At 61.5% G+C, this 18,948-nt stretch carries 18 protein-coding genes and 1 pseudogene; 15 read left to right on the top strand and 4 right to left on the bottom strand.

Annotated features, from left to right (window positions below):
- Positions 1–383: pseudogene (locus ACT3UE_RS08870) on the top strand (ABC transporter); the annotation flags it as partial.
- Positions 376–1,455: a thiamine-phosphate kinase gene (thiL, locus tag ACT3UE_RS08865; RefSeq protein WP_444566579.1), complete on the top strand. Its 1,080-nt coding sequence runs from the start codon at positions 376–378 to the stop codon at positions 1,453–1,455. The pseudogene ACT3UE_RS08870 and the gene thiL, both read left to right, overlap by 8 nt.
- A 1-nt stretch (position 1,456) precedes the next feature.
- Here the strand turns inward: thiL and ACT3UE_RS08860 are convergent, their stop codons facing one another.
- Positions 1,457–2,176, bottom strand: coding sequence for an IclR family transcriptional regulator (locus ACT3UE_RS08860; protein WP_086998657.1), 720 nt, complete (start codon positions 2,174–2,176; stop codon positions 1,457–1,459).
- Between the two features lie 106 nt (positions 2,177–2,282).
- Here ACT3UE_RS08860 and leuC point away from each other — a divergent pair, with 106 nt between their 5' ends.
- From leuC to ACT3UE_RS08830, 6 genes are all read left to right on the top strand, one after another.
- Entirely contained in the window at positions 2,283–3,761 is a 1,479-nt protein-coding gene (leuC, locus tag ACT3UE_RS08855; RefSeq protein WP_444566578.1) for a 3-isopropylmalate dehydratase large subunit, read from the top strand.
- Between the two features lie 10 nt (positions 3,762–3,771).
- A complete protein-coding gene (gene leuD, locus ACT3UE_RS08850) occupies positions 3,772–4,374 on the top strand; it encodes a 3-isopropylmalate dehydratase small subunit (RefSeq protein WP_443428004.1) in 603 nt (200 codons plus the stop codon).
- A 144-nt stretch (positions 4,375–4,518) separates the two neighbouring features.
- Positions 4,519–5,862 (top strand): UDP-N-acetylglucosamine 1-carboxyvinyltransferase, encoded by a 1,344-nt coding sequence (murA, locus tag ACT3UE_RS08845; RefSeq protein WP_443347920.1) that lies wholly within the window; start codon positions 4,519–4,521, stop codon positions 5,860–5,862.
- 6 nt (positions 5,863–5,868) lie between these two features.
- The gene (locus ACT3UE_RS08840) at positions 5,869–6,648 is read left to right on the top strand and encodes a lysophospholipid acyltransferase family protein (RefSeq protein WP_444566577.1); all 780 of its coding nucleotides are present in this window, start codon (positions 5,869–5,871) and stop codon (positions 6,646–6,648) included.
- Complete coding sequence (locus ACT3UE_RS08835) at positions 6,645–7,676, top strand: NAD(P)H-dependent glycerol-3-phosphate dehydrogenase (RefSeq protein ID WP_443384098.1); 1,032 nt, start codon at positions 6,645–6,647, stop codon at positions 7,674–7,676. The genes ACT3UE_RS08840 and ACT3UE_RS08835 overlap by 4 nt, the downstream gene beginning before the upstream one ends.
- Positions 7,673–8,797 (top strand): D-alanine--D-alanine ligase family protein, encoded by a 1,125-nt coding sequence (locus ACT3UE_RS08830; RefSeq protein ID WP_444566576.1) that lies wholly within the window; start codon positions 7,673–7,675, stop codon positions 8,795–8,797. Before ACT3UE_RS08835 ends, ACT3UE_RS08830 begins: the two co-directional genes overlap by 4 nt.
- Positions 8,798–8,821: 24 nt before the next feature.
- Here ACT3UE_RS08830 and ACT3UE_RS08825 read toward each other — a convergent pair whose 3' ends face one another.
- Positions 8,822–9,316 (bottom strand): DUF3515 family protein, encoded by a 495-nt coding sequence (locus ACT3UE_RS08825; protein ID WP_444566575.1) that lies wholly within the window; start codon positions 9,314–9,316, stop codon positions 8,822–8,824.
- Positions 9,317–9,382: 66 nt separating this feature from the next.
- On the opposite strand from ACT3UE_RS08825, the gene ACT3UE_RS08820 reads away from it, so the two are divergent.
- The 4 genes from ACT3UE_RS08820 to rsmD are packed head-to-tail and all read left to right on the top strand — an operon-like array spanning position 9,383 to position 14,214.
- Positions 9,383–10,414 carry an LCP family protein gene (locus ACT3UE_RS08820; protein WP_443359056.1) on the top strand — a complete coding sequence of 344 codons (1,032 nt, stop codon included), beginning with the start codon at positions 9,383–9,385 and terminating at the stop codon, positions 10,412–10,414.
- A 22-nt stretch (positions 10,415–10,436) separates the two neighbouring features.
- Positions 10,437–11,399, top strand: a complete 963-nt coding sequence (locus tag ACT3UE_RS08815) for a DAK2 domain-containing protein (protein ID WP_444566574.1) — start codon at positions 10,437–10,439, stop codon at positions 11,397–11,399.
- Positions 11,392–13,626, top strand: a complete 2,235-nt coding sequence (recG, locus tag ACT3UE_RS08810; protein ID WP_444566573.1) for an ATP-dependent DNA helicase RecG — start codon at positions 11,392–11,394, stop codon at positions 13,624–13,626. The genes ACT3UE_RS08815 and recG overlap by 8 nt, the downstream gene beginning before the upstream one ends.
- 6 nt (positions 13,627–13,632) lie before the next feature.
- Positions 13,633–14,214, top strand: coding sequence for a 16S rRNA (guanine(966)-N(2))-methyltransferase RsmD (gene rsmD, locus ACT3UE_RS08805; protein WP_444566572.1), 582 nt, complete (start codon positions 13,633–13,635; stop codon positions 14,212–14,214).
- Here rsmD and ACT3UE_RS08800 read toward each other — a convergent pair.
- Both ACT3UE_RS08800 and ACT3UE_RS08795 read right to left on the bottom strand, forming a co-directional pair.
- Entirely contained in the window at positions 14,179–14,970 is a 792-nt protein-coding gene (locus ACT3UE_RS08800) for a spermidine synthase (protein WP_444566571.1), read from the bottom strand. The genes rsmD and ACT3UE_RS08800 overlap by 36 nt on opposite strands.
- Positions 14,967–16,175 carry an aminotransferase class I/II-fold pyridoxal phosphate-dependent enzyme gene (locus ACT3UE_RS08795; protein ID WP_444566570.1) on the bottom strand — a complete coding sequence of 403 codons (1,209 nt, stop codon included), beginning with the start codon at positions 16,173–16,175 and terminating at the stop codon, positions 14,967–14,969. The genes ACT3UE_RS08800 and ACT3UE_RS08795 overlap by 4 nt, the downstream gene beginning before the upstream one ends.
- 78 nt (positions 16,176–16,253) lie before the next feature.
- Here ACT3UE_RS08795 and coaD point away from each other — a divergent pair, with 78 nt between their 5' ends.
- The 3 genes from coaD to ACT3UE_RS08780 all read left to right on the top strand — a co-directional run bounded on the left by coaD (position 16,254) and on the right by ACT3UE_RS08780 (position 18,922).
- On the top strand, positions 16,254–16,727 hold the full coding sequence (gene coaD / locus ACT3UE_RS08790) for a pantetheine-phosphate adenylyltransferase (protein WP_443390287.1): 474 nt from the start codon (positions 16,254–16,256) through the stop codon (positions 16,725–16,727).
- A gap of 42 nt (positions 16,728–16,769) precedes the next feature.
- Positions 16,770–17,690: a UTP--glucose-1-phosphate uridylyltransferase GalU gene (gene galU / locus ACT3UE_RS08785; protein ID WP_444566569.1), complete on the top strand. Its 921-nt coding sequence runs from the start codon at positions 16,770–16,772 to the stop codon at positions 17,688–17,690.
- A 218-nt stretch (positions 17,691–17,908) separates the two neighbouring features.
- A complete protein-coding gene (locus ACT3UE_RS08780; RefSeq protein WP_444566568.1) occupies positions 17,909–18,922 on the top strand; it encodes an LCP family protein in 1,014 nt (337 codons plus the stop codon).
- Positions 18,923–18,948: the final 26 nt, after the last annotated feature.

Raw genomic sequence — 18,948 nt, 5'->3', positions numbered from 1 at the left:
CGGCTGGACGTGGGTCCTGGTGGTGGCCGGTCGTTTCCGTGGTCCAATGGGCGGCGTTGGCCGTTGCCCTCTCCGGAGCTGGATGGTTGGCCGTGTTGGCGGTCATGGGATATCTGCAGTTCGACGCTCCGCCAGCCCCCCGGGTTGAAGGCCTTCCCGTCCCGACCTTGATGCTGGCCGGGGGAGTGCTGCTGGGTATTGTCCTCGGGCTCGCAACCGGCCTCCTGGCTCGGGCCGCTGCCTCCGGGAGAGCGCGGGCAGCGGGCAAGAAACTGAAGGCCTCTATCGCCCACGTGGCGCAGAACTCGATCGTGGAACCGGTGAGCGAGGAAGTCAGGCGTTTCAACTCCTTCAGTTCCGCAGTTCGGAGGGCCCGTGGCTAAAACATCGGATCAGGAAGTCACGGTGGCCGGACTCGGTGAATCGGGTGTCCTGAAACGGATCCTGCCGCGTCTGCGCGGAGCGAGCATGCTGCTGGGGCCAGGGGACGATGCGGCCATCATCGGCGCCCCGGGAGGGCGCTTCGTCTTCACCATCGATACCCTCGTCCAGGATCAGGACTTCCGCCTGAACTGGCGCAACGGCTACCAAAGCAGCGGATACGAGGTCGGATGGAAATCCGCGGCGCAGAACCTCTCAGACATCAACGCCATGGGGGGTGTAGCGACGGCCGCAGTCATCTCCCTGACGCTTCCCCCGGAGACACCCGTGGCGTGGGTCGAGGGAATCGCCGACGGTTTCTCGGCAGCGGTCAGGGAACTCGGCGCCGACCAATGCGCACTAGCTGGTGGGGACTTGAGCTCGGGCAGTGAACTGTCGATCACGGCCGCCTTGACCGGGTCGATTCCCGGCCCTGCGCTGCTGCGGAGCGGGGCCCGTCCGGGAGACATCGTGGCAGTCTCCGGAGTTCTGGGCGCCGCTGCCGCCGGGCTGGCCCTTTTGGAGTCCGAGCATGACTTCACCGCTCTCGATCCGTCGTGCGCAACTCTGGTTGAACGACAGCTCCGGCCACGCCCTCCCTTATCCGCGGGACCCCGGGCGGCAGCGGCTGGAGCAACCGCGGCGATGGACATCTCCGACGGGTTGGCCCGTGACGCCGGACGACTGGCCGAAGCCAGCGGGGCGTCCATTGACTTTGAATCCACCTCACTACGGGCCATCATCGGATCCATGGAACGCGAAGGCATAGATCTCGGGGCCGCCGCGGAACTCATGGAACAGGAACCCTTGAAATGGGTTCTCTCCGGGGGAGAGGACCACGGGTTGCTGGCAACGTTTCCCCCAGATGCAGCACTGCCTTCGGGATTCATGCGCGTGGGCAGGGTGGGCCGCGAAAGTGGTGACCAGGACGTACGGCAACGCATCTCGCTGGATGACGCGCCGTACCCTTCCGGGTCCGCGGGGGATTCCTCCCCCGGATTCGACCATTTCAGCGGACAGGAGGAGGCGAGCTGATTTAGGCGGTCGGCTTCTTCAGCGCCTCGCTGAGCTGGGCGGCCATCCGGCACACGATTTCCGAATGAGCCTTGCCCGGTTGACGGCCGAGACGTTCGATAGGACCGGAGATCGACACGGCGGCGATGACCCGGCCCGAGGGGCCGCGCACCGGTGCCGAGACGGAAGCCACGCCTTGTTCGCGTTCGCCCAGGGACTGGGCCCATCCTCGCCGCCGCACACCCGCGAGAATGGTGGGGGAGAACCGCGCTTGGTTGAGCCCATGCAGCAGTCTCTCGTGGTCTTCCCACGCCAGCAGGACTTGGGCCGCCGAACCGGCCTTCATGGACAGTTGGGTGCCCACGGGAATGGTGTCGCGCAACCCGACGGGGCGTTCGGCTGAGGCAACACAGACTCGGTTTTCACCCTGACGGCGGAATACCTGCGAACTTTCACCGGTGGCATCGCGGAGCTGGACCAGGAGTGGGCCGGCAGCGGCGATGAGGCGATCCTCGCCAGCGGCGGATGCCAGTTCCACCAAGCGGCTGCCGAGCATGAACCGGCCGTGGATGTCCTTGCCCGCCAGCCGATGGTGGACCAACGCCTGGGCCAACCTGTGGACGGTGGGGCGTGAGAGTCCGGTGGCCGCAACCAATTGAGCCAAACTGATGGGTCCAGCCTCGAGTGAATCGAGAACCAGAGCTGCCTTGTCGATGACGCCGACCCCGCTAGAAGTGTCCATCTATTGATACTAGCGTCTCACCATTTGAGATGCACGCTATTCTGCTAGCGCGTGGAGTGCCGCTGGTGGTGTCCTAGATCTAAGGGAAGAATCCAGGAGGAACCCAATGTCTGAACAGGAACGGTCCACGGCCACCATCACGCCGAAGACGCTGGCCGAAAAGGTCTGGAACGCACATGTGGTCCAAGAAGGTGGCGGAGAAGGCTCGGCACGCCGTCCGGACCTCATCTACATTGATCTGCACCTGATTCACGAAGTGACGTCGCCGCAGGCTTTCGAAGGGCTGCGGCTGGCCGGTCGGCCGTTGCGCCGGCCTGATCTGACCATTGCCACCGAGGACCACAACACTCCGACGCTGGAGATCCATAAGCCGATTGCGGATCCGACCTCCAGGACCCAGATCGAGACGTTGCGCTCGAACTGCGCCGAGTACGGCGTGCGGCTGCATTCGCTTGGGGATCAGGAACAAGGGATCGTCCATGTCGTTGGACCGCAGCTGGGCCTGACCCAGCCCGGCGTCACCGTGGTGTGCGGGGACTCCCACACCTCCACCCACGGAGCCTTCGGCGCGTTGGCCTTCGGCATCGGGACTTCCGAAGTCGAACACGTGATGGCCACCCAGACCCTGTCGCTGAAACCCTTCAAGACGATGGCCATCAACGTCGAGGGAACCCTGCGCACCGGGGTGACCTCCAAGGACATCATTTTGGCCGTCATCGCCAAGATCGGGACCGGCGGGGGCCAAGGGTACGTGTTGGAATACCGTGGCTCGGCCATCCGTGCACTGTCCATGGAAGCCCGCATGACGATCTGCAATATGTCGATTGAAGCGGGAGCCCGCGCTGGCATGGTCGCCCCCGACCAGATCACCTTCGACTACCTCGAAGGCCGCCCGCACGCCCCACAGGGCGACGACTGGGACGCCGCGGTCGACTACTGGCGGACGCTGCGCACCGACGATGACGCCCGGTTCGACGCCGAGGTCACCGTCAACGCAGATGACCTGGAACCCTTCGTCACCTGGGGGACCAACCCCGGCCAAGGCGTTTCCCTCTCCGAATCGGTCCCGGCTCCCGAAGACTTCGAGGACGAGAACGCCCGCGCCGCCTGCGAACGGGCTCTGACCTACATGGACCTGGCGGCCGGCACACCGATGAAAGACATCCGGGTCGACACCGTGTTCCTGGGATCCTGCACCAACTCCCGCATGGAAGACCTGCGCTCGGCAGCCAATATCATCAGCGGCCGGGAAAAGGATCCCGACATCCGCATGATCGTGGTCCCCGGCTCCGCACGCGTCCGCCTCGAAGCCGAAGCCGAAGGACTGGACCAGGTCTTCAAGGACTTTGGTGCCGAATGGCGCTTCGCCGGCTGTTCCATGTGCCTGGGCATGAACCCCGACCAGCTGGCCGAAGGCGAACGCTGTGCCTCGACGTCCAACCGGAACTTCGAAGGCCGTCAGGGCAAGGGCGGGCGCACCCACCTGGTCTCCCCGCTCGTCGCGGCAGCCACCGCCATCCGCGGAACCCTGAGCTCGCCCTCGGACCTGGAACCAGCCGACGGCGCAGCCGCCAGCGCAGCCTAAGGAAGCAGATATGGAAAAGATCACCACACATACCGGCATCGGCGTCCCGCTGCGCCAGTCGGATATCGACACCGACCAGATCATTCCCGCCGTGTACCTGAAGCGGATCACCCGCACCGGCTTCGATGACGCCCTGTTCGCCCGCTGGCGCAAGGATCCCGAGTTCGTGCTGAACCAGGACCCCTTCTCCCACGGCTCCGTCCTGGTGGCCGGCCCGGACTTCGGTACCGGGTCCTCCCGCGAACATGCCGTCTGGGCCCTGAAGGACTACGGATTCCGCGCCGTCCTCTCCTCTCGGTTCGGCGACATCTTCCGCGGCAACTCAGGGAAACAAGGCCTCGTTGCCGCCCAGGTCGACCAGGGCGATATCGAGCTCATCTGGAAGGAACTCGACAACCACCCGGGGACCCAGGTCACCGTTGACCTCGCATCGCGCACCGTCAGCTGCGGATCGATCGTTGCACCCTTCGAGATCGACGACTACACCCGCTGGCGTCTCATGGAGGGTCTGGACGACATTGGGCTGACCTTGCAGCAGGAACCGGAGATCACCGCCTATGAGCAGACCCGGCCCAGCTGGAAGCCGAGGACGCTGCCCGCGAAGCACTCCTGAGCGGAGTCGGTCCCCACTTCTGCCGACAGCGAATCGCGCACGCCGAACCGCCACGCATTCACGGGCCTGCAGGGGTGGTGGCTGTATGCTTACCGGGAACCTTCGGAGAACTCGAAGAACCATACAAGTGTGAGGTTTTGATACATGGGCAAGGTCCTGACGATCCACGGCGGCGTCCCGCTTCAGGGGAGAGTAAAGGTCAGGGGGGCCAAGAATCTCGTTCCGAAGGCGATGGTGGCTTCCCTCTTGGGGAACACCCCCTCGGTGCTGCGCAATGTTCCCGAGATCAAGGACGTCGACGTCGTCACGAGTCTGTTGCAGATCCACGGTGTCACGGTCGAAAAGGACCCTGAATCCGGGGACCTCACCCTTGACCCGCTGCGGGCCAAAACCGCCCCCTCCAATGAAATCGATGCCCATGCCGGGGACTCGCGGATTCCGATCCTCTTCTGCGGACCGCTGATCCACAGCATTGGTGAGGCCTTCATCCCCGATCTCGGGGGCTGCCGGATCGGGGACCGCCCCATCGATTTCCATCTCGACGTCCTGCGTCATTTCGGCGCCGTCGTCGATAAGCGTGCCAACGGTATTTCGATCAGCGCCCCCCACGGCCTCAAGGGAGCCAAGGTCGAACTGCCCTACCCCAGCGTCGGTGCCACCGAGCAGGTCCTGCTCACCGCGGTCCGGGCCGAAGGCATCACCGAACTCTCGGGGGCCGCCGTCGAGCCCGAAATCATGGACCTGATTGCCCTCTTGCAGAAGATGGGAGCCATCATCACGGTGCAGACGGACCGCGTCATTCACATCGAAGGTGTCGCCGAGCTCCATGGCTACAACCATCGCGCTCTCTCCGACCGCAACGAGGGTGCCTCCTGGGCCTCCGCGGCGCTGGCAACGGGAGGGGACATCTACGTCGAGGGAGCGGTCCAACAGGATCTGACCTCCTTCCTGAACACTTATCGCAAGATCGGTGGCGACTTCGAGGTGCACGACGACGGCATTCGCTTCTTCCACCCCGGTGGGGAACTGAAGCCGCTGGTCTTGGAAACCGATGTCCACCCCGGGTTCATGACTGATTGGCAGCAGCCCCTCGTGGTGGCCCTGACCCAGGCCCATGGCGTGTCGATCGTCCACGAGACGGTCTATGAAAACCGCTTTGGCTTCACCGACGCCCTGGTGCGCATGGGAGCGACCATTCAGTTGCACCGAGAATGCCTCGGCGCGGTTCCCTGCCGCTTCGGACAGCGGAACTTCAAGCACTCGGCGGTGATCACCGGTCCGGCCCAGCTGGTGGGCCGCGATATCGACATCCCCGACCTGCGGGGAGGGTTCTCCCACCTGATTGCAGCCCTGGCCGCCGACGGCACCAGTCACGTGACCGGGATCGAGCTGATCAACCGCGGGTACGAGCATTTCCTGGACAAGCTCTTGGGACTGGGCGCGCAGGTCGAGATCAGTGAAACCAGCAGATCCGTAGAAACCGTTTAGGTCCCGGTGAAGGAGGAACGCGGACAGCGACTGGTCTTCGGGATCTTGGCTGGAATTGCCAGGCCCCTGATGAACGTGCTGATGGCCAAAACGTGGATCGGTTTCGATAACCTGCCGGCAGCGGGCTTCATCGCTTGCCCGAACCACGTCACGGAGATCGACCCGGTAGTGGTGGGCCATGCCTTCTACAACCAAGGTCGCCTGCCGCGTTATCTGACGAAAGATTCGCTCTTCAAGGTTCCGCTTCTGGGTGCTGCCCTGCGGGCCTCCCATCAGGTGCCGGTGTCCCGTGCGACTACGGGTGCCAGCGGATCATTAGCCATTGCGAAGGAAGTACTCGACGCTGGGGACGTGATCATCATCTATCCCGAAGGATCCCTGACTCGGGATCCCGAGGAATGGCCCATGCGTGGACGCACGGGTGCGGCCCGGCTCGCGTTGCAGACCGGGGCGCCGGTGGTACCGATCGCACATTGGGGCGCGCAAAAGGTCCTGCCCCGTTACGGCAAGTCGTTGAGCATCTTCCCAAGAAAGCGCGTGTACGTCAGAGCCACCCAGCCCGTGGACCTCGACGATCTACGAGACCAACCGATGACTCGCACGGTTTTGGACCAGGCGACACAGCGCATTATTGCCGCCTTATCGGCGGGGGTGGGCGAGCTCCGCGGCGAGCAGCCACCAGAGAAACCATGGGACCCGGCTGCGCATGGGCAGACGGCGACCGGACGAATGAACACCGAAAACAAAAACCGCAACGAAGACGACCGACCAGGAGGGGCAGCATGAGGCCAGCACCGCAGAAGATTGCCGTCCTCGGAGCCGGAAGTTGGGGAACAACCTTTGCCAAGGTCCTGGCAGACTCCTGCGCCGACGACGGAACCACGGTCCAGTTATGGGCCCGCCGTGCTGAGGTTGCCGAGGAAATCACCTCGCGGCATACGAACTCGACGTACCTGAAGGAAACCGTCCTTCCGTCCAATATCACTGCCTCTGCGGATGCCGGTGCCGTCCTAGCCGGTGCCGACATGGTGGTGCTGGCGGTGCCAGCCCAACAGCTGCGCGAACAGCTACGAAAAGTCGTAGGCCTCATCCCTGCCGGTGCGGTCATCGTGTCCTTGATGAAGGGCCTCGAACGGGGGACCGACTCACGGATGACGGAAGTCATCGCGGAAGAACTCGGCCGAAACCAGGACGAAATTGCCGTCGTTTCCGGCCCGAACCTGGCCATGGAAATTGCCCGTGAAGAACCAACCGCCTCGGTGGTGGCCTGCCCGGATGGTGACACGGCAGCATGGATCGCCAATGCCTGCTCTCCGGACTACTTCCGTCCGTACACCAATACCGACCTCATCGGCGTAGAAATTGGCGGCATCGTGAAGAACGTCATTGCCTTAGCCGTAGGTATCTGCGACGGCCGTGGCATGGGGGACAACACCAAAGCCTCAGTCATCACCCGTGGGCTGGCCGAAACCACGCGGTTGGCTCTGGCCATTGGCGGAAAATTGGAGACCATGTCGGGCTTGGCAGGTCTGGGTGACCTCGTGGCAACCTGCTCCTCCCCGCTCTCACGCAACCGCACGGCAGGTCGACATCTCGGCAACGGACTCACGCTCGAGGAAGTCAACGACACGATGACGCAGACTGCCGAGGGCATCAAATCAGCCCGTGCCGTGCTGGACCTGGGCCGAAACGTCCACGTGGAAATGCCGATCACCGAGGCCGTGGTCATGGTCCTCGAAGGAAAACTCACCGTTTCAGCGATGGCCGAACGCCTGCTGGGGCGGGAACTGAAATCCGAGGGAGAAGGCTCATGAGCGCGACCAACAGCAAAAAAACAAGGATCGCGCTGCTCTTCGGCGGCAGGTCGCCGGAGCACTCCGTGAGCTGCGTGACTGCTGCCGGGATCCTCCGGGTTCTGGACCCTGAGAAATACCAGGTCGTTCCTATCGGTATCACCCGTCAGGGACAGTGGACTATTGAAGAAGCTGACCCGGAGTCTTGGTCACTCTCCTCCGGCATCGCTCCGGAAATCAAACCCAGTGGAGAGTCCCTGCAGTTCTCCCATACCAATGAGGCGACCGAACTCATTGGACATAGCGATTCCGGGGCCATGCGCAGCCTCGGTGGAGTCGACGTCGTCTTCCCCGTGCTGCACGGATCCTTCGGTGAAGACGGCACGGTCCAGGGGCTACTGGAAATGGCCGACGTTTCGTATGTGGGTTCTGGCGTTGCCGCCAGCGCCATCGGGATGGATAAGCACTTCGCCAAACTCGTCTTCGAGGCAGCCGGACTGGAAGTCGGCCCCTACGAGGTCATCACCGATAAGGAATGGCAGAGGGACCGGCAAGCGTGCCTAAGTCGGCTTTCGCGCCTCGACTTCCCCCTGTTCGTGAAACCTGCGCGCGCAGGCTCGTCGGTCGGCGTGAGCCGCGTCTCCGACGAAGCCGGACTCGTCGATGCCATCGACGCGGCGCGCGAGCACGATCCGAAGGTCATCATTGAACAGGGCATTGCCGGCCGTGAAATCGAATGCGGTGTTCTGGAAGGACGCGGCTCCGACGCGCCGCGGACCTCATTGCCCGGAGAGATCGAGGTCACGGCCGGGGCCGATACCTTCTACGATTTCAACGCCAAATACGTGGACGGGGGAGCCGCGGAGCTCACCTGCCCGGCCGCTCTACCTGAAGACCAGATCTCGATCATCAGGGAACAGGCCTCCATCGCGTTCGACGCGATCGCTGGTGAAGGCCTGGCCCGGGTCGACTTCTTCTACACCGATGATGGCCGCTGGATCATCAACGAGATCAACACCATGCCCGGCTTCACCCCGGTGAGCATGTACCCGCGTATTTGGGGGGAAACCGGAATCGGCTACGTGGAACTCGTCGACGAACTGATCTGGTTGGCAGTGAACCGAAAAACCGGTCTCCGCTAGCACCCGGTGGCTCCCTTCGGGAACCTACGGCAGGTCCTCGGAGGTGTCTTGGGTGCTGCACCCTCCTTGAGCGGGAATACGCTCGGCGGCGGATCCAAGCTGGGACAGCACGGAACTGGAAGGCACTTCATCCGGGTTGAAAAGGACCTCGGTAGCGGGGGTCCGGCCATAGGTAGTCAACGTCCACGCGACCTCACCCTCCTTGGTCACCCAGTCCACACCGTTCACGCCGGCACACTGATCCGTCGTCGGGCCCGGAACATTGACGCCGCACCGCAGGATGATTTTCGCAGGGTCCCCCCAGACTGCCGTTGCTTGACTGGTCGTGGGTCGGAGCTCGTAGCCGGCCAGCTCATCCGGCATGGCGACCATCATGTCAGCGCAGAGTGGATTCGCTGCGTCATCGGCCGGCTGCACGGTAGCGGGACTGGCACATCCTGCCAATGATAGGCCCGCGAGAAGGACAACGACCGCCGGGAGGGCCCGGCGCTGAACAAATAAATCAACAGGCAAACGCACACCTCCACTCTAACCCGTGGTGCCACGGCTAAGATGAAACGGCAACCACGGCGATGAAAGGCTGACATGTCCCAAGAGAACATGGATTTGGCGTTCGGTGAACCCGAACATAAGAAGAAGCACCCGGTACGAGCGACCATCATCACTCTCTTGTCACTGGTCGTGATTGCCGCCCTGGTCGCCGGTGGATACGTCTTCATGCTCGCCAAGAACTTCGATTCGCACAGCGCAAAAATCGAGTCGGCTTTCCCTTCGGACTCAGTCCGCCCTGAGAAGTCGGCCAATGGGGCCTCCAACATTCTGCTCTTGGGCAGCGACTCTGGAGGCGGATCTGGTGACTCGGAGAACCTCAAGGGTGTCCCCAATGCCGGCAGATCTGACACCATCATGCTGATCCACGTACCGGCAGACCGGAAGAACGTTTTCGTCACCTCGATTATGCGCGATACCTGGGTGCCGATTCCGGGGAAGGGCAGCCACAAAATTAACGCAGCCTTCTCCTACGGTGGGGTCCCGCTGGCGGTCCAGACGCTGGAAACTCTTTTGGATACGCGTATTGACCATGTGGCTTCCATTGATATGGAAGGCTTCAAGGGGCTCACCGAGGCGATAGGTGGTGTCGATGTCAACGTCCCATCGAATTTCACGTCAGGGTACGGGCACTATGACTTCACTCAAGGACAGACACATCTCGAAGGAGATAAGGCCTTGGCCTTTGTCCGCGAGCGAAAGTCGTTCAAGGATGGCGACTACCAGCGAGTGAAGAACCAACAGACCTTTATCAAGGCTGTCGTGGGGAAGGTGTTGACTCCGAAAACGTTGGCCAACCCGGCCAAGATGACCGATGTGGTCGATGAAATCTCGCCATATATCGCCGTCGACGATGAATTCGGCGCTGTCGAGGTTGGTAAATTGGGCGCCTCTCTGGCTCGTGTGCGAAGTGGTGACATGCACTTCTTCACACTGCCGAATAAGGGCACTGGTTGGTCCAACGACGGCCAGTCAATCGTCGTCCCTGACGACGCGGCGATCGATGAACTCGCCGCCGCACTCAAGGATGACAAAGTCGGCGAATTCGTCCAGTCACACGGACTCTAAGCAACCCGTAAGGGGAACGAACATGACCGCCAAGATCGCTTCAGGGGTGCCCGCAGCAGCCACCTGGCTCGAATCGATGGTCGGGGCCTTGGCCAACCATAGCGACCGGCTGGACGCTATCAATATCTTTCCGGTTGCTGATGGGGATACCGGCTCCAATCTTTACCTGACCGCGCGGACTGCCCACGACGCGGTGTCGGTATTGGAATCAGAGGACCTCGGCGAGTATCTGGCGACGGCAGGTCGAGCCGGAATGGAATCGGCGCGCGGTAATTCAGGCACACTGCTTTCGGTGTTCCTGATCGGTTTTTCAGAACCGCTGCTGGGACAGCCACGATTGACCGGCCCCTTGCTCGCCGCCGCCCTGGAACGTGGAAGGGTCCGGGCATGGTCCGCGCTCAGCGACCCGGTTCCGGGGACCATGCTCTCCGTGGCGGAGTCCGCGGCTCGGGCGGCAAGTAGCGCGGTGGCACAGTCGACTGCCGATCCGTCCAGTCGAGCAAACCTGCGCGAGGTTCTGACTGCCGTGCAGGAAGTAACGATCCAATCCGTGGTCTGTACTGAAGACCAGCTCGGGGCGCTGACCAAAGCCAAGGTGGTAGATGCCGGAGCCGTGGGCATGCTGCTGGTCCTCGATACGCTGTGTGCAGCGCTGACGGGTGAAGAACCTGAGGAATCGCGCTATACCCCGTTACACGGGTACGGGATCCAGGATCCCCACATTCATGCCACGTCCTCAACTGAGGAAGGCGTCGAAGTGATGTGCACGATCACGTTGGGAGCCTTGGAAGCTGCCACCCTGCGTGCCCGGCTCGACTCGCTCGGCAACTCGGTCATCATGAGCGCGGTCAATGGTCCCAACGAAGCTTATCGCTGGCGTGTCCACGTCCATGTTCCTGCTGCAGAAGACGCGCTGGAAGCCATCCGTGAGGCCGGTGAACCGGTCAACGTTTCTATTACGGACTTGTGTACCCACAGTGGCTGACTCAACGTCCTTCGGCCCGGAAACACCGTTGCGCTCGGCAATTGGAAGTCGAGCAGCCGACGCAGTGGCCAAGGCCTTTCACCTTGAAACCTGTGGGGAACTGCTCCACCACTTCCCCCGACGTTATCTCGACGTGGGTGAACTGACGCGTATCGACGAACTGCCGTTCGGTGAAACCGTGACCGTGGTGGCCCGGGTCGTCTCCTCGGAGCAACGCAGAATGCAGCGACGCAAAGGCATGCTGCTCCAAGTGGCCGTCGAGGACGAACTCGGCGATACGCAGGGCCGACTCAACATGACCTTCTTCAACGGGTACAAGGCGGCCAAGGAACTCACCCACGGAACCGTGGCCATGTTCAGTGGAAAAGTCGGTGCCTACCGGCAGACACTTCAACTGGCCCAACCCGAATACGCACTCCTGGAAACCGCAGAGGACGCCGAAGCCCGGCCGATCCCCATCTACCCGGCGACCGCTGCTGTTAGTAGCCAGGCACTGCGGGGCATGATGGACCTGGTGTTGGCTGGCGTCTCATCGACCACTTACCCGGATCCGCTGCCCGAATCACTCCGCGAGCAACACCGCCTTCCCGAGCTCGCACGAGCCCTGCATGCGGTCCACGCGCCGGATACGGTCGCCCATGGTGAAGCGGCGAAGAAACGCTTCCGATACGACGAGGCATTGGTGCTCCAGCTGGCCTTGGCTGAGCGCCGGGCGCACCGCTTCCGACAGCCAGCGACCGCTCGGGTCGGGGGAGTCGACGGGATACTCAATGCCTTCGAAGCAGCTCTGCCGTTCACGCTCACCGAAGGCCAGATCCGGGCTGGGTTGGAAATTTCAGCGGATCTGGCGCGTCAACGACCGATGAACCGTCTGCTCCAGGGAGAGGTCGGGTCAGGTAAGACCGTCGTGGCGTTGCGGGCCATGCTCCAGGTGATCGATGCCGGTGCCCAAACGGCGTTGATGGCACCGACAGAGGTCCTGGCGCAGCAGCACTATGCGTCCATCTCCCGGATGCTGGGTCCACTAGGACGTGCAGGGCAGCTAGACGGGCATCCGAACGGGACACGCGTGGATCTGCTCACTGGGTCCATGCCCGCCGCACAGCGCAAGGAAGTCCTGCTGAGCGTTGCCTCCGGGGAGACCGGAATCCTCATTGGCACCCACGCATTGCTTTCGGAAAACGTGATCTTTGCCGAACTGGGATTCGTTGTTGTCGACGAACAACATCGGTTTGGCGTCGAACAACGAGATACCCTGCGAGCCAAGGGCAGCATTCAACCCCATATGTTGGTCATGACGGCAACACCTATCCCGCGAACCGTCGCGATCACGGTCTTTGGGGACCTGGAGATCAGTACGTTGTCGGAATTGCCGGCCGGCCGGGCCCCGACCAGTACCTATGTCGTTGACCTCCATGACGAACGCTACCGCGACCGAATGTTTGTCCTCATGCGAGAAGAGGTTGATCAGGGACACCAAGTCTATTTGGTGTGCCCGCGCATCTCCGAACAGGCGACCGAAGACGGCATGGCTCCGGGGCCGAACGGCTCCGAAGCTATGGGTTCGGACACAGGATCTGAAGGCGCTAATCTGCCCGGTCTGCCGGCACCGCCGAAGGCTACCGTTGAGGAGATGTACCAACGTGTGGCAAACATGCCGCTTTTCATCGGGGTAGGCATCGATACGCTGCACGGTCGGATGACGACCGAAGAGAAGGCAGCCGCCATGTCGGGATTCGAATCGGGGGAGACCGGAATCCTGATCTCCACGACGGTCATCGAAGTAGGCGTCGATGTCCCCAATGCCACCGCCATGGTGATCCTTGATGCCGACTCCTTCGGTGTGTCGCAGTTGCACCAGCTGCGCGGACGCGTTGGCCGTGGCGGCCTGCCAGGGACCTGTCTCTTGGCGTCATGGCTGCCCCAGGAGCACCCTTCCTTGCAACGACTCGCAGCCGTGGCCAAAACCACCGACGGTTTTGAGCTGGCCGAAGTTGATTTGGCCGAGCGCCGCGAGGGAGACGTGCTGGGGGCCAGACAGTCGGGAACACAGAACACCCTGAAGATCCTCCGGGTCGTCCGTGACCGGAAGATCATCACGGCAGCCCGAACTGATGCCGAAAAAATCGTTGAAAGCATCGGAGGGCTCGCCGCGCACCCGGGACTGCGCCAACTGGTGCACAGCTGGGTGGATGATGACATGCAAGCTTTTCTGGAACGGGGTTAACCGCATATGGGACGTGTTATTGCCGGTGCAGCCGGGGGACTTGGCCTCACCTCCGTACCGGGTGACGCTACTCGACCGACGACCGATCGTGTGAAGGAAGCACTCTTCTCGAGGTTGGAAAGCCAGGACGAACTCGACGGCGCTCGTGTTCTGGACCTCTATGCTGGCTCCGGCGCACTCGGCGTTGAGGCAGCCAGTCGGGGAGCTCGAGCAGTAGTGCTCGTTGAACAAGCTCCCAAGGCTTTGGCGGTGTGCCAAGCCAATGCCGCGTTGGTCAACAAACACCTGCGCCGCGAAGTTGTCGCCGCCCGGCGCGGGTCTGTCAAAACGTTCCTGGCTGCGGAAACCGAGTCGGGGCGTGGCTGGGACCTGGTCTTCATGGACCCGCCCTACCCTCTGACTGACGCCGAGCTCTCGGCCACGCTCCTGGCGTTGGTGCCTGTCTTGAACGAGGGGGCGTTGGTGGTCCTGGAACGTTCCTCACGTTCCCCTGAACCTTCGTGGCCGGCGGAGCTGGCCGGACTGTCGACGAAAAAATACGGGGAGACGACCCTATGGTTTGCGGAGGTCGTCAAGATCGACGCCTGAAAGGACACTGCCGGGGTGGGGGCCCATGCCACGCAAGTCGTCTAGCCGAGAGCCGTCCCATGCGGTATCCGTTCCCATGAGGATGAAATTTCCCGGGGCCCGGAGCTCGAATAGATCCTGGGGAGCAGCGACGGTGACCTGCCGGTAGGTCTCTTCCATGGCGCGGATCTGTTGGCGGATGAAGGCAAAGGGCGGATCGTCCCCGACATTGACCAATGAAATCCCCGCAGGGGTCAATAATCGTCGGATTTCTCGATGGAATTCATCCGCACGCAAGTGTTCCGGAGCGTCGTCTCCGGCAAAAATATCCAGAATGACGGCGTCGAAGGTTTCCCCGGCAAGCTTCCCAGCGACAACATCACGTGCATCAGCGATGATCAGTTGAAGGTTCGTCTCGGCGGGTAGCGGCAGGACCTCGGTGACGAAGTCCAAGAGCTCCCGCTCTGAATCAACGGCAAGCTGCGTGCTGCCGGGCCGTGTCGCGGCGAGGTAGCGAGCCAAGGTGAGGGCCCCTGCACCCAAGTGCAGAACCTTCAACGGTGTACCAGGGGAGCCGAGTAGATCCAGATGGTTGGCAGTTCTGCGGAGGTACTCGTAGAAGATTTCCTGGGGAGCCGCAGGATTGACGTGGGATTGCTCGGCGTCGCCGATCGAGAGGACCCACGCGCCGGGAATCCACGTGTCGGGAATGAGCTCCGCGTGTTGACCGACGCCGGACAGCCAGCGGCGATGGGTCTTGTGGTGTGGTGCGTTCATCGCTTGATGACTTCGCGCAGCCGACTCAGCCGTTTCGTCGCCTCGGCGAGGACATCGGGCCGCTTGCAGAAGGCGAAACGGATCAACGTACGTGTGGCAGCGGCACCCTCCTGGTGACAGAAGACCGACAGGGGAATCCCGGCAACCCCAACGATTTCAGGCATCCGCCGCGCCAAGTCCGCGGCGTCGTCGATTCCCAGGGGTGCCACATCGGCGACGACGAAGTACGTGCCTGAAGGGCGATACACTCCCATGCCAGCGTTCTCCAAGCCGTCGGCCAGGAACGTGCCGCGTTCTGCCAAATTTGTCGCAAAATTCGCGAAGTATTCGTCGGGAAGCCGGAGCGCCTCGGCCACGGCGGGCTGGTAGGCCGGACCCGAACTGTAGGAAAGGAACTGCTTGACCGTGCGGACTGCAGCAATCAAGTCGGCTGGTCCACTCGCCCATCCGACTTTCCACCCGGTAAAGGAAAAAGTCTTGCCAGCCGATGAAATGCTGATCGTCCGTTTCCAAGCGCCATCGATGGAGGCCACGGGAATGTGCTGACAGCCGAAGGTCAGGTGCTCGTAAACTTCGTCGGACACGATCAGCACGTCGTGGCGTTCAGCGAGCTGGACGATCTGTTCGAGGACTTCGCGCGTGAAGACAGTCCCCGTCGGATTATGCGGATTATTGAGCAGAATCATCCGCGTTTTAGCGGTGATGGCGCGTTCAAGATCTGCCGGGTCTGGCTGGAAATCAGGAACACGCAGCGGAACCGTTCGGTGGATACCTCCGGCTAAGGCGATGGTCGCCCCGTAGGAGTCGTAGAAGGGCTCGAAGGTGAGAACTTCGTCTCCCGGGTTGACCAGAGCGAGGACCGACGCAGCAATCGCTTCAGTAGCTCCGGTAGTAACTACGACGCCGTCCGCCGGATCGGGCGAAATCCCGTAGAAGTGTAGTTGGTGTTCTGCAATGGCTTCTCGGAGCTCCGGAATACCCGGACCCGGTGCATATTGGTTCTGACCTGACCGAATATTATGTGCAGCGGCTTCGGCCATGAAGTCGGGCCCGTCCGTGTCGGGGAAGCCTTGACCGAGATTGACGGCTTCGTGTTTTCGCGCCAGGACAGTGATCTCTTCGAAAATGGTCGCTGCCAGGTGGCCGTCTGGGCCGAGGAGATTTGCGCCATGGGCGGCACGTTGCCAGGGAAAGCTGTGGGACATGGACCCAGTATGGCAAGGACGCGGCCAACATGACGACTATTGCAGGCCATGGACGCCTCCAATTGATAGATTGCACGTATGCGTCGCGCCGTCTGCCCCGGATCGTTTGATCCCATTCATAAGGGCCATGTGGAAATCATTGCCCGCGCCAGTAGTCTCTTCGACGAGGTCGTGGTGGCCGTGTCGACGAACTACTCCAAAAAGTACCGCTTTGACGAGGAGGAGCGGATCGCCATGGCGCGTGAAACAGTCTCTGGGCTTGCCGGCATCAGCGTCGTGCCGATGGGGGACGGGCTGCTGGCAGGATTTTGTCGCGAGGTGGGTGCCGACGCCATCGTCAAGGGCCTGCGTTCCGTCGTGGACTATCAGTACGAGGTTCCGATGGCTGCCATGAATCGGCACCTGACAGGTGTTGAGACGGTTTTCCTCTCCGCAGACAACAGATACGCGCATTTGTCCTCAAGCCTGATCAAAGAAGTCCAAGCCCTAGGCGGTGACGTGGACGAATACCTTCCACGCTCGGTCGTTAACCGTTTTCGCCATGGTCGTTAGAGCTTGCAACCCGAAACCCTCGAGGTCTTGTAAAGTCGGAGTATGACTGAAGCGAAGCGCATCACCAAGGCAGTGATTCCGGCGGCGGGCTTGGGGACCCGTTTCTTGCCGGCTACCAAAGCGATGCCCAAGGAAATGCTCCCCGTTGTCGATAAACCAGCCATCCAATATGTCGTCGCCGAGGCAGCGAAGGCAGGCTTGGACGACGTTTTGATGATCACTGGACGCAGTAAACGAGCCCTTGAAGATCATTTTGACCGGGTCCCTAATCTTGAGCAGGTCTTGACGGAGAAGGGCGACACCGAGAAGCTCGCGTTGATCCAAGAGGCGACTGACCTCGGAGAGATCCACTACATTCGCCAGGGAGATCCCCAGGGCCTAGGGCACGCCGTTCTGTGCGCCAAACTACATGTGGGCGATGACCCTTTCGCCGTTCTCTTGGGTGACGACCTCATCGACGAACGTGATGATCTACTGAGCGAAATGATCAAGGTCCAACAACAAACCGGTGGCTCGGTCATCGCCGTGATGGAAGTTGAACCAGACCAGATCGGTGCATATGGTTGCGCCGACGTGACCGCAGTCGAGGGTGAAGGCTTTGTTAAAGTCAATCGGCTGGTGGAAAAGCCAAAGCCTGAGGAAGCCCCATCGAATTTGGCAGTCATCGGCCGCTACGTCCTTCACCCTGCAGTCTTTGAAGTACTCGAACGTACCGAGCCAGGGCGGGGCAACGAAATCCAGTTGACTGATGCTCTGCAGGAACTGGCTGCTTCAGGAGCACCCGGCGGGGGAGTGCACGCTGTCGTCTTCCGAGGCCGCCGGTATGACACCGGCGATAAGCTCAGCTATATCCAAGCTGTGATCTCCCTCGCAGCTGAGCGCGAAGATATCGGCAAGAAGCTGGTGCCGTGGCTGCAGGAGTTCGTGGCCGGGTTGAACAGTTCCGATGACCACAAAGGCTAGACTTCCCTGAGCATGGTTTTCCAGCGGACGTACAGACGACCGCGTTAAACTGGTTCCCGCCCTAACTGATCGAGTAGTTGGGTAGGGCTTTGCCATGGCACCGCTGGATGCCTCAGCATGAATCTGTCCACATGGGAGAATACTTGAACGACACGACGCCGAGTCCGGGATACCGACCCCGACACGTGGCACCGCGAAAGAAGCACCCCGTTCGCGCGGTGATCCTCACGGCAGTATCTCTGGTTGTCGTTGCTGCTCTGGTCGCCGGTGGCTACCTGTTTACGCTGGCGAATACTTTTGATGGCAAGACCCCGGAGCTGGGGTCGGCGTTTCCCGATGAATCATTGCGTCCCGTCAAGGATCCCGGGGACGGGTCGATGAACATTCTCCTGATGGGAGCGGATCACGGCGGTGCCAACCAAGCTCCGGACGATGTTCTGGATGATGGAGGGACCGGACAGCGAGCCGACACGATGATGGTGGTGCACGTTCCCGCGGATCGTCAGGGCATCTACGTCATGTCGGTGTTGCGAGACACCTGGGTCGAAATCCCAGGGCATGGAAACCACAAGATCAATGCGGCCATGGCCTTTGGTGGGGTGCCCCTGGTGGTGCAGACTTTCGAGGGACTCTTCAACACCAAGATCGACCATGTGGCGGTCGTTGATTTCCAGGGATTCCGTGATTTGACCACGGCGCTGGGCGGAGTGACCGTTAACAATGACATCGAGTTCACGGCCAACGACACCGACTACTTTTACCCCGTCGGGAAGATCAACCTCCAAGGCGATCGGGCCTTGCGCTTCGTTCGAGAGCGTAAGTCCTTTGTCGACGGGGACTACCAGCGGGTGCGCAACCAACAGAAGTTCCTCAAAGCCGTGTTGGATAAAATGCTGCGGGCTGAGACGTTGAGGAACCCGTCGACGCTCTATAAAGTGATCGACAAGGTCTCTCCCTATGTGTCCTTGGACGATGGTTTTGATGCTTCAACTGCGGCAGGTCTGGGACTTCAGCTGAAGAGTATGAGATCCGAGGATGTGCATCTTTTCACACTACCGACGTCGGGAACCTCGACATCGGCAGATGGACAGTCAATCGTCCTCAAGGATCAGGATGCGATAGACAGCGTGGGCAAGGCACTCCAGAGCGACGAGATGGATAGCTATTTCGCCGAAACTGAATCCGAGAGTGGTGCAGCGAGCTCCTCTGCAGCGCCTTCGGAAAGCCAGTAGGTCCCGGGGAACCGTCCCTGGTCACG

The organism is Arthrobacter sp. 179, from assembly GCF_052379645.1.
In the GTDB taxonomy this organism is placed as follows: domain Bacteria; phylum Actinomycetota; class Actinomycetes; order Actinomycetales; family Micrococcaceae; genus Arthrobacter_H.
This window is presented reverse-complemented; position numbering and strand designations above follow the sequence as displayed.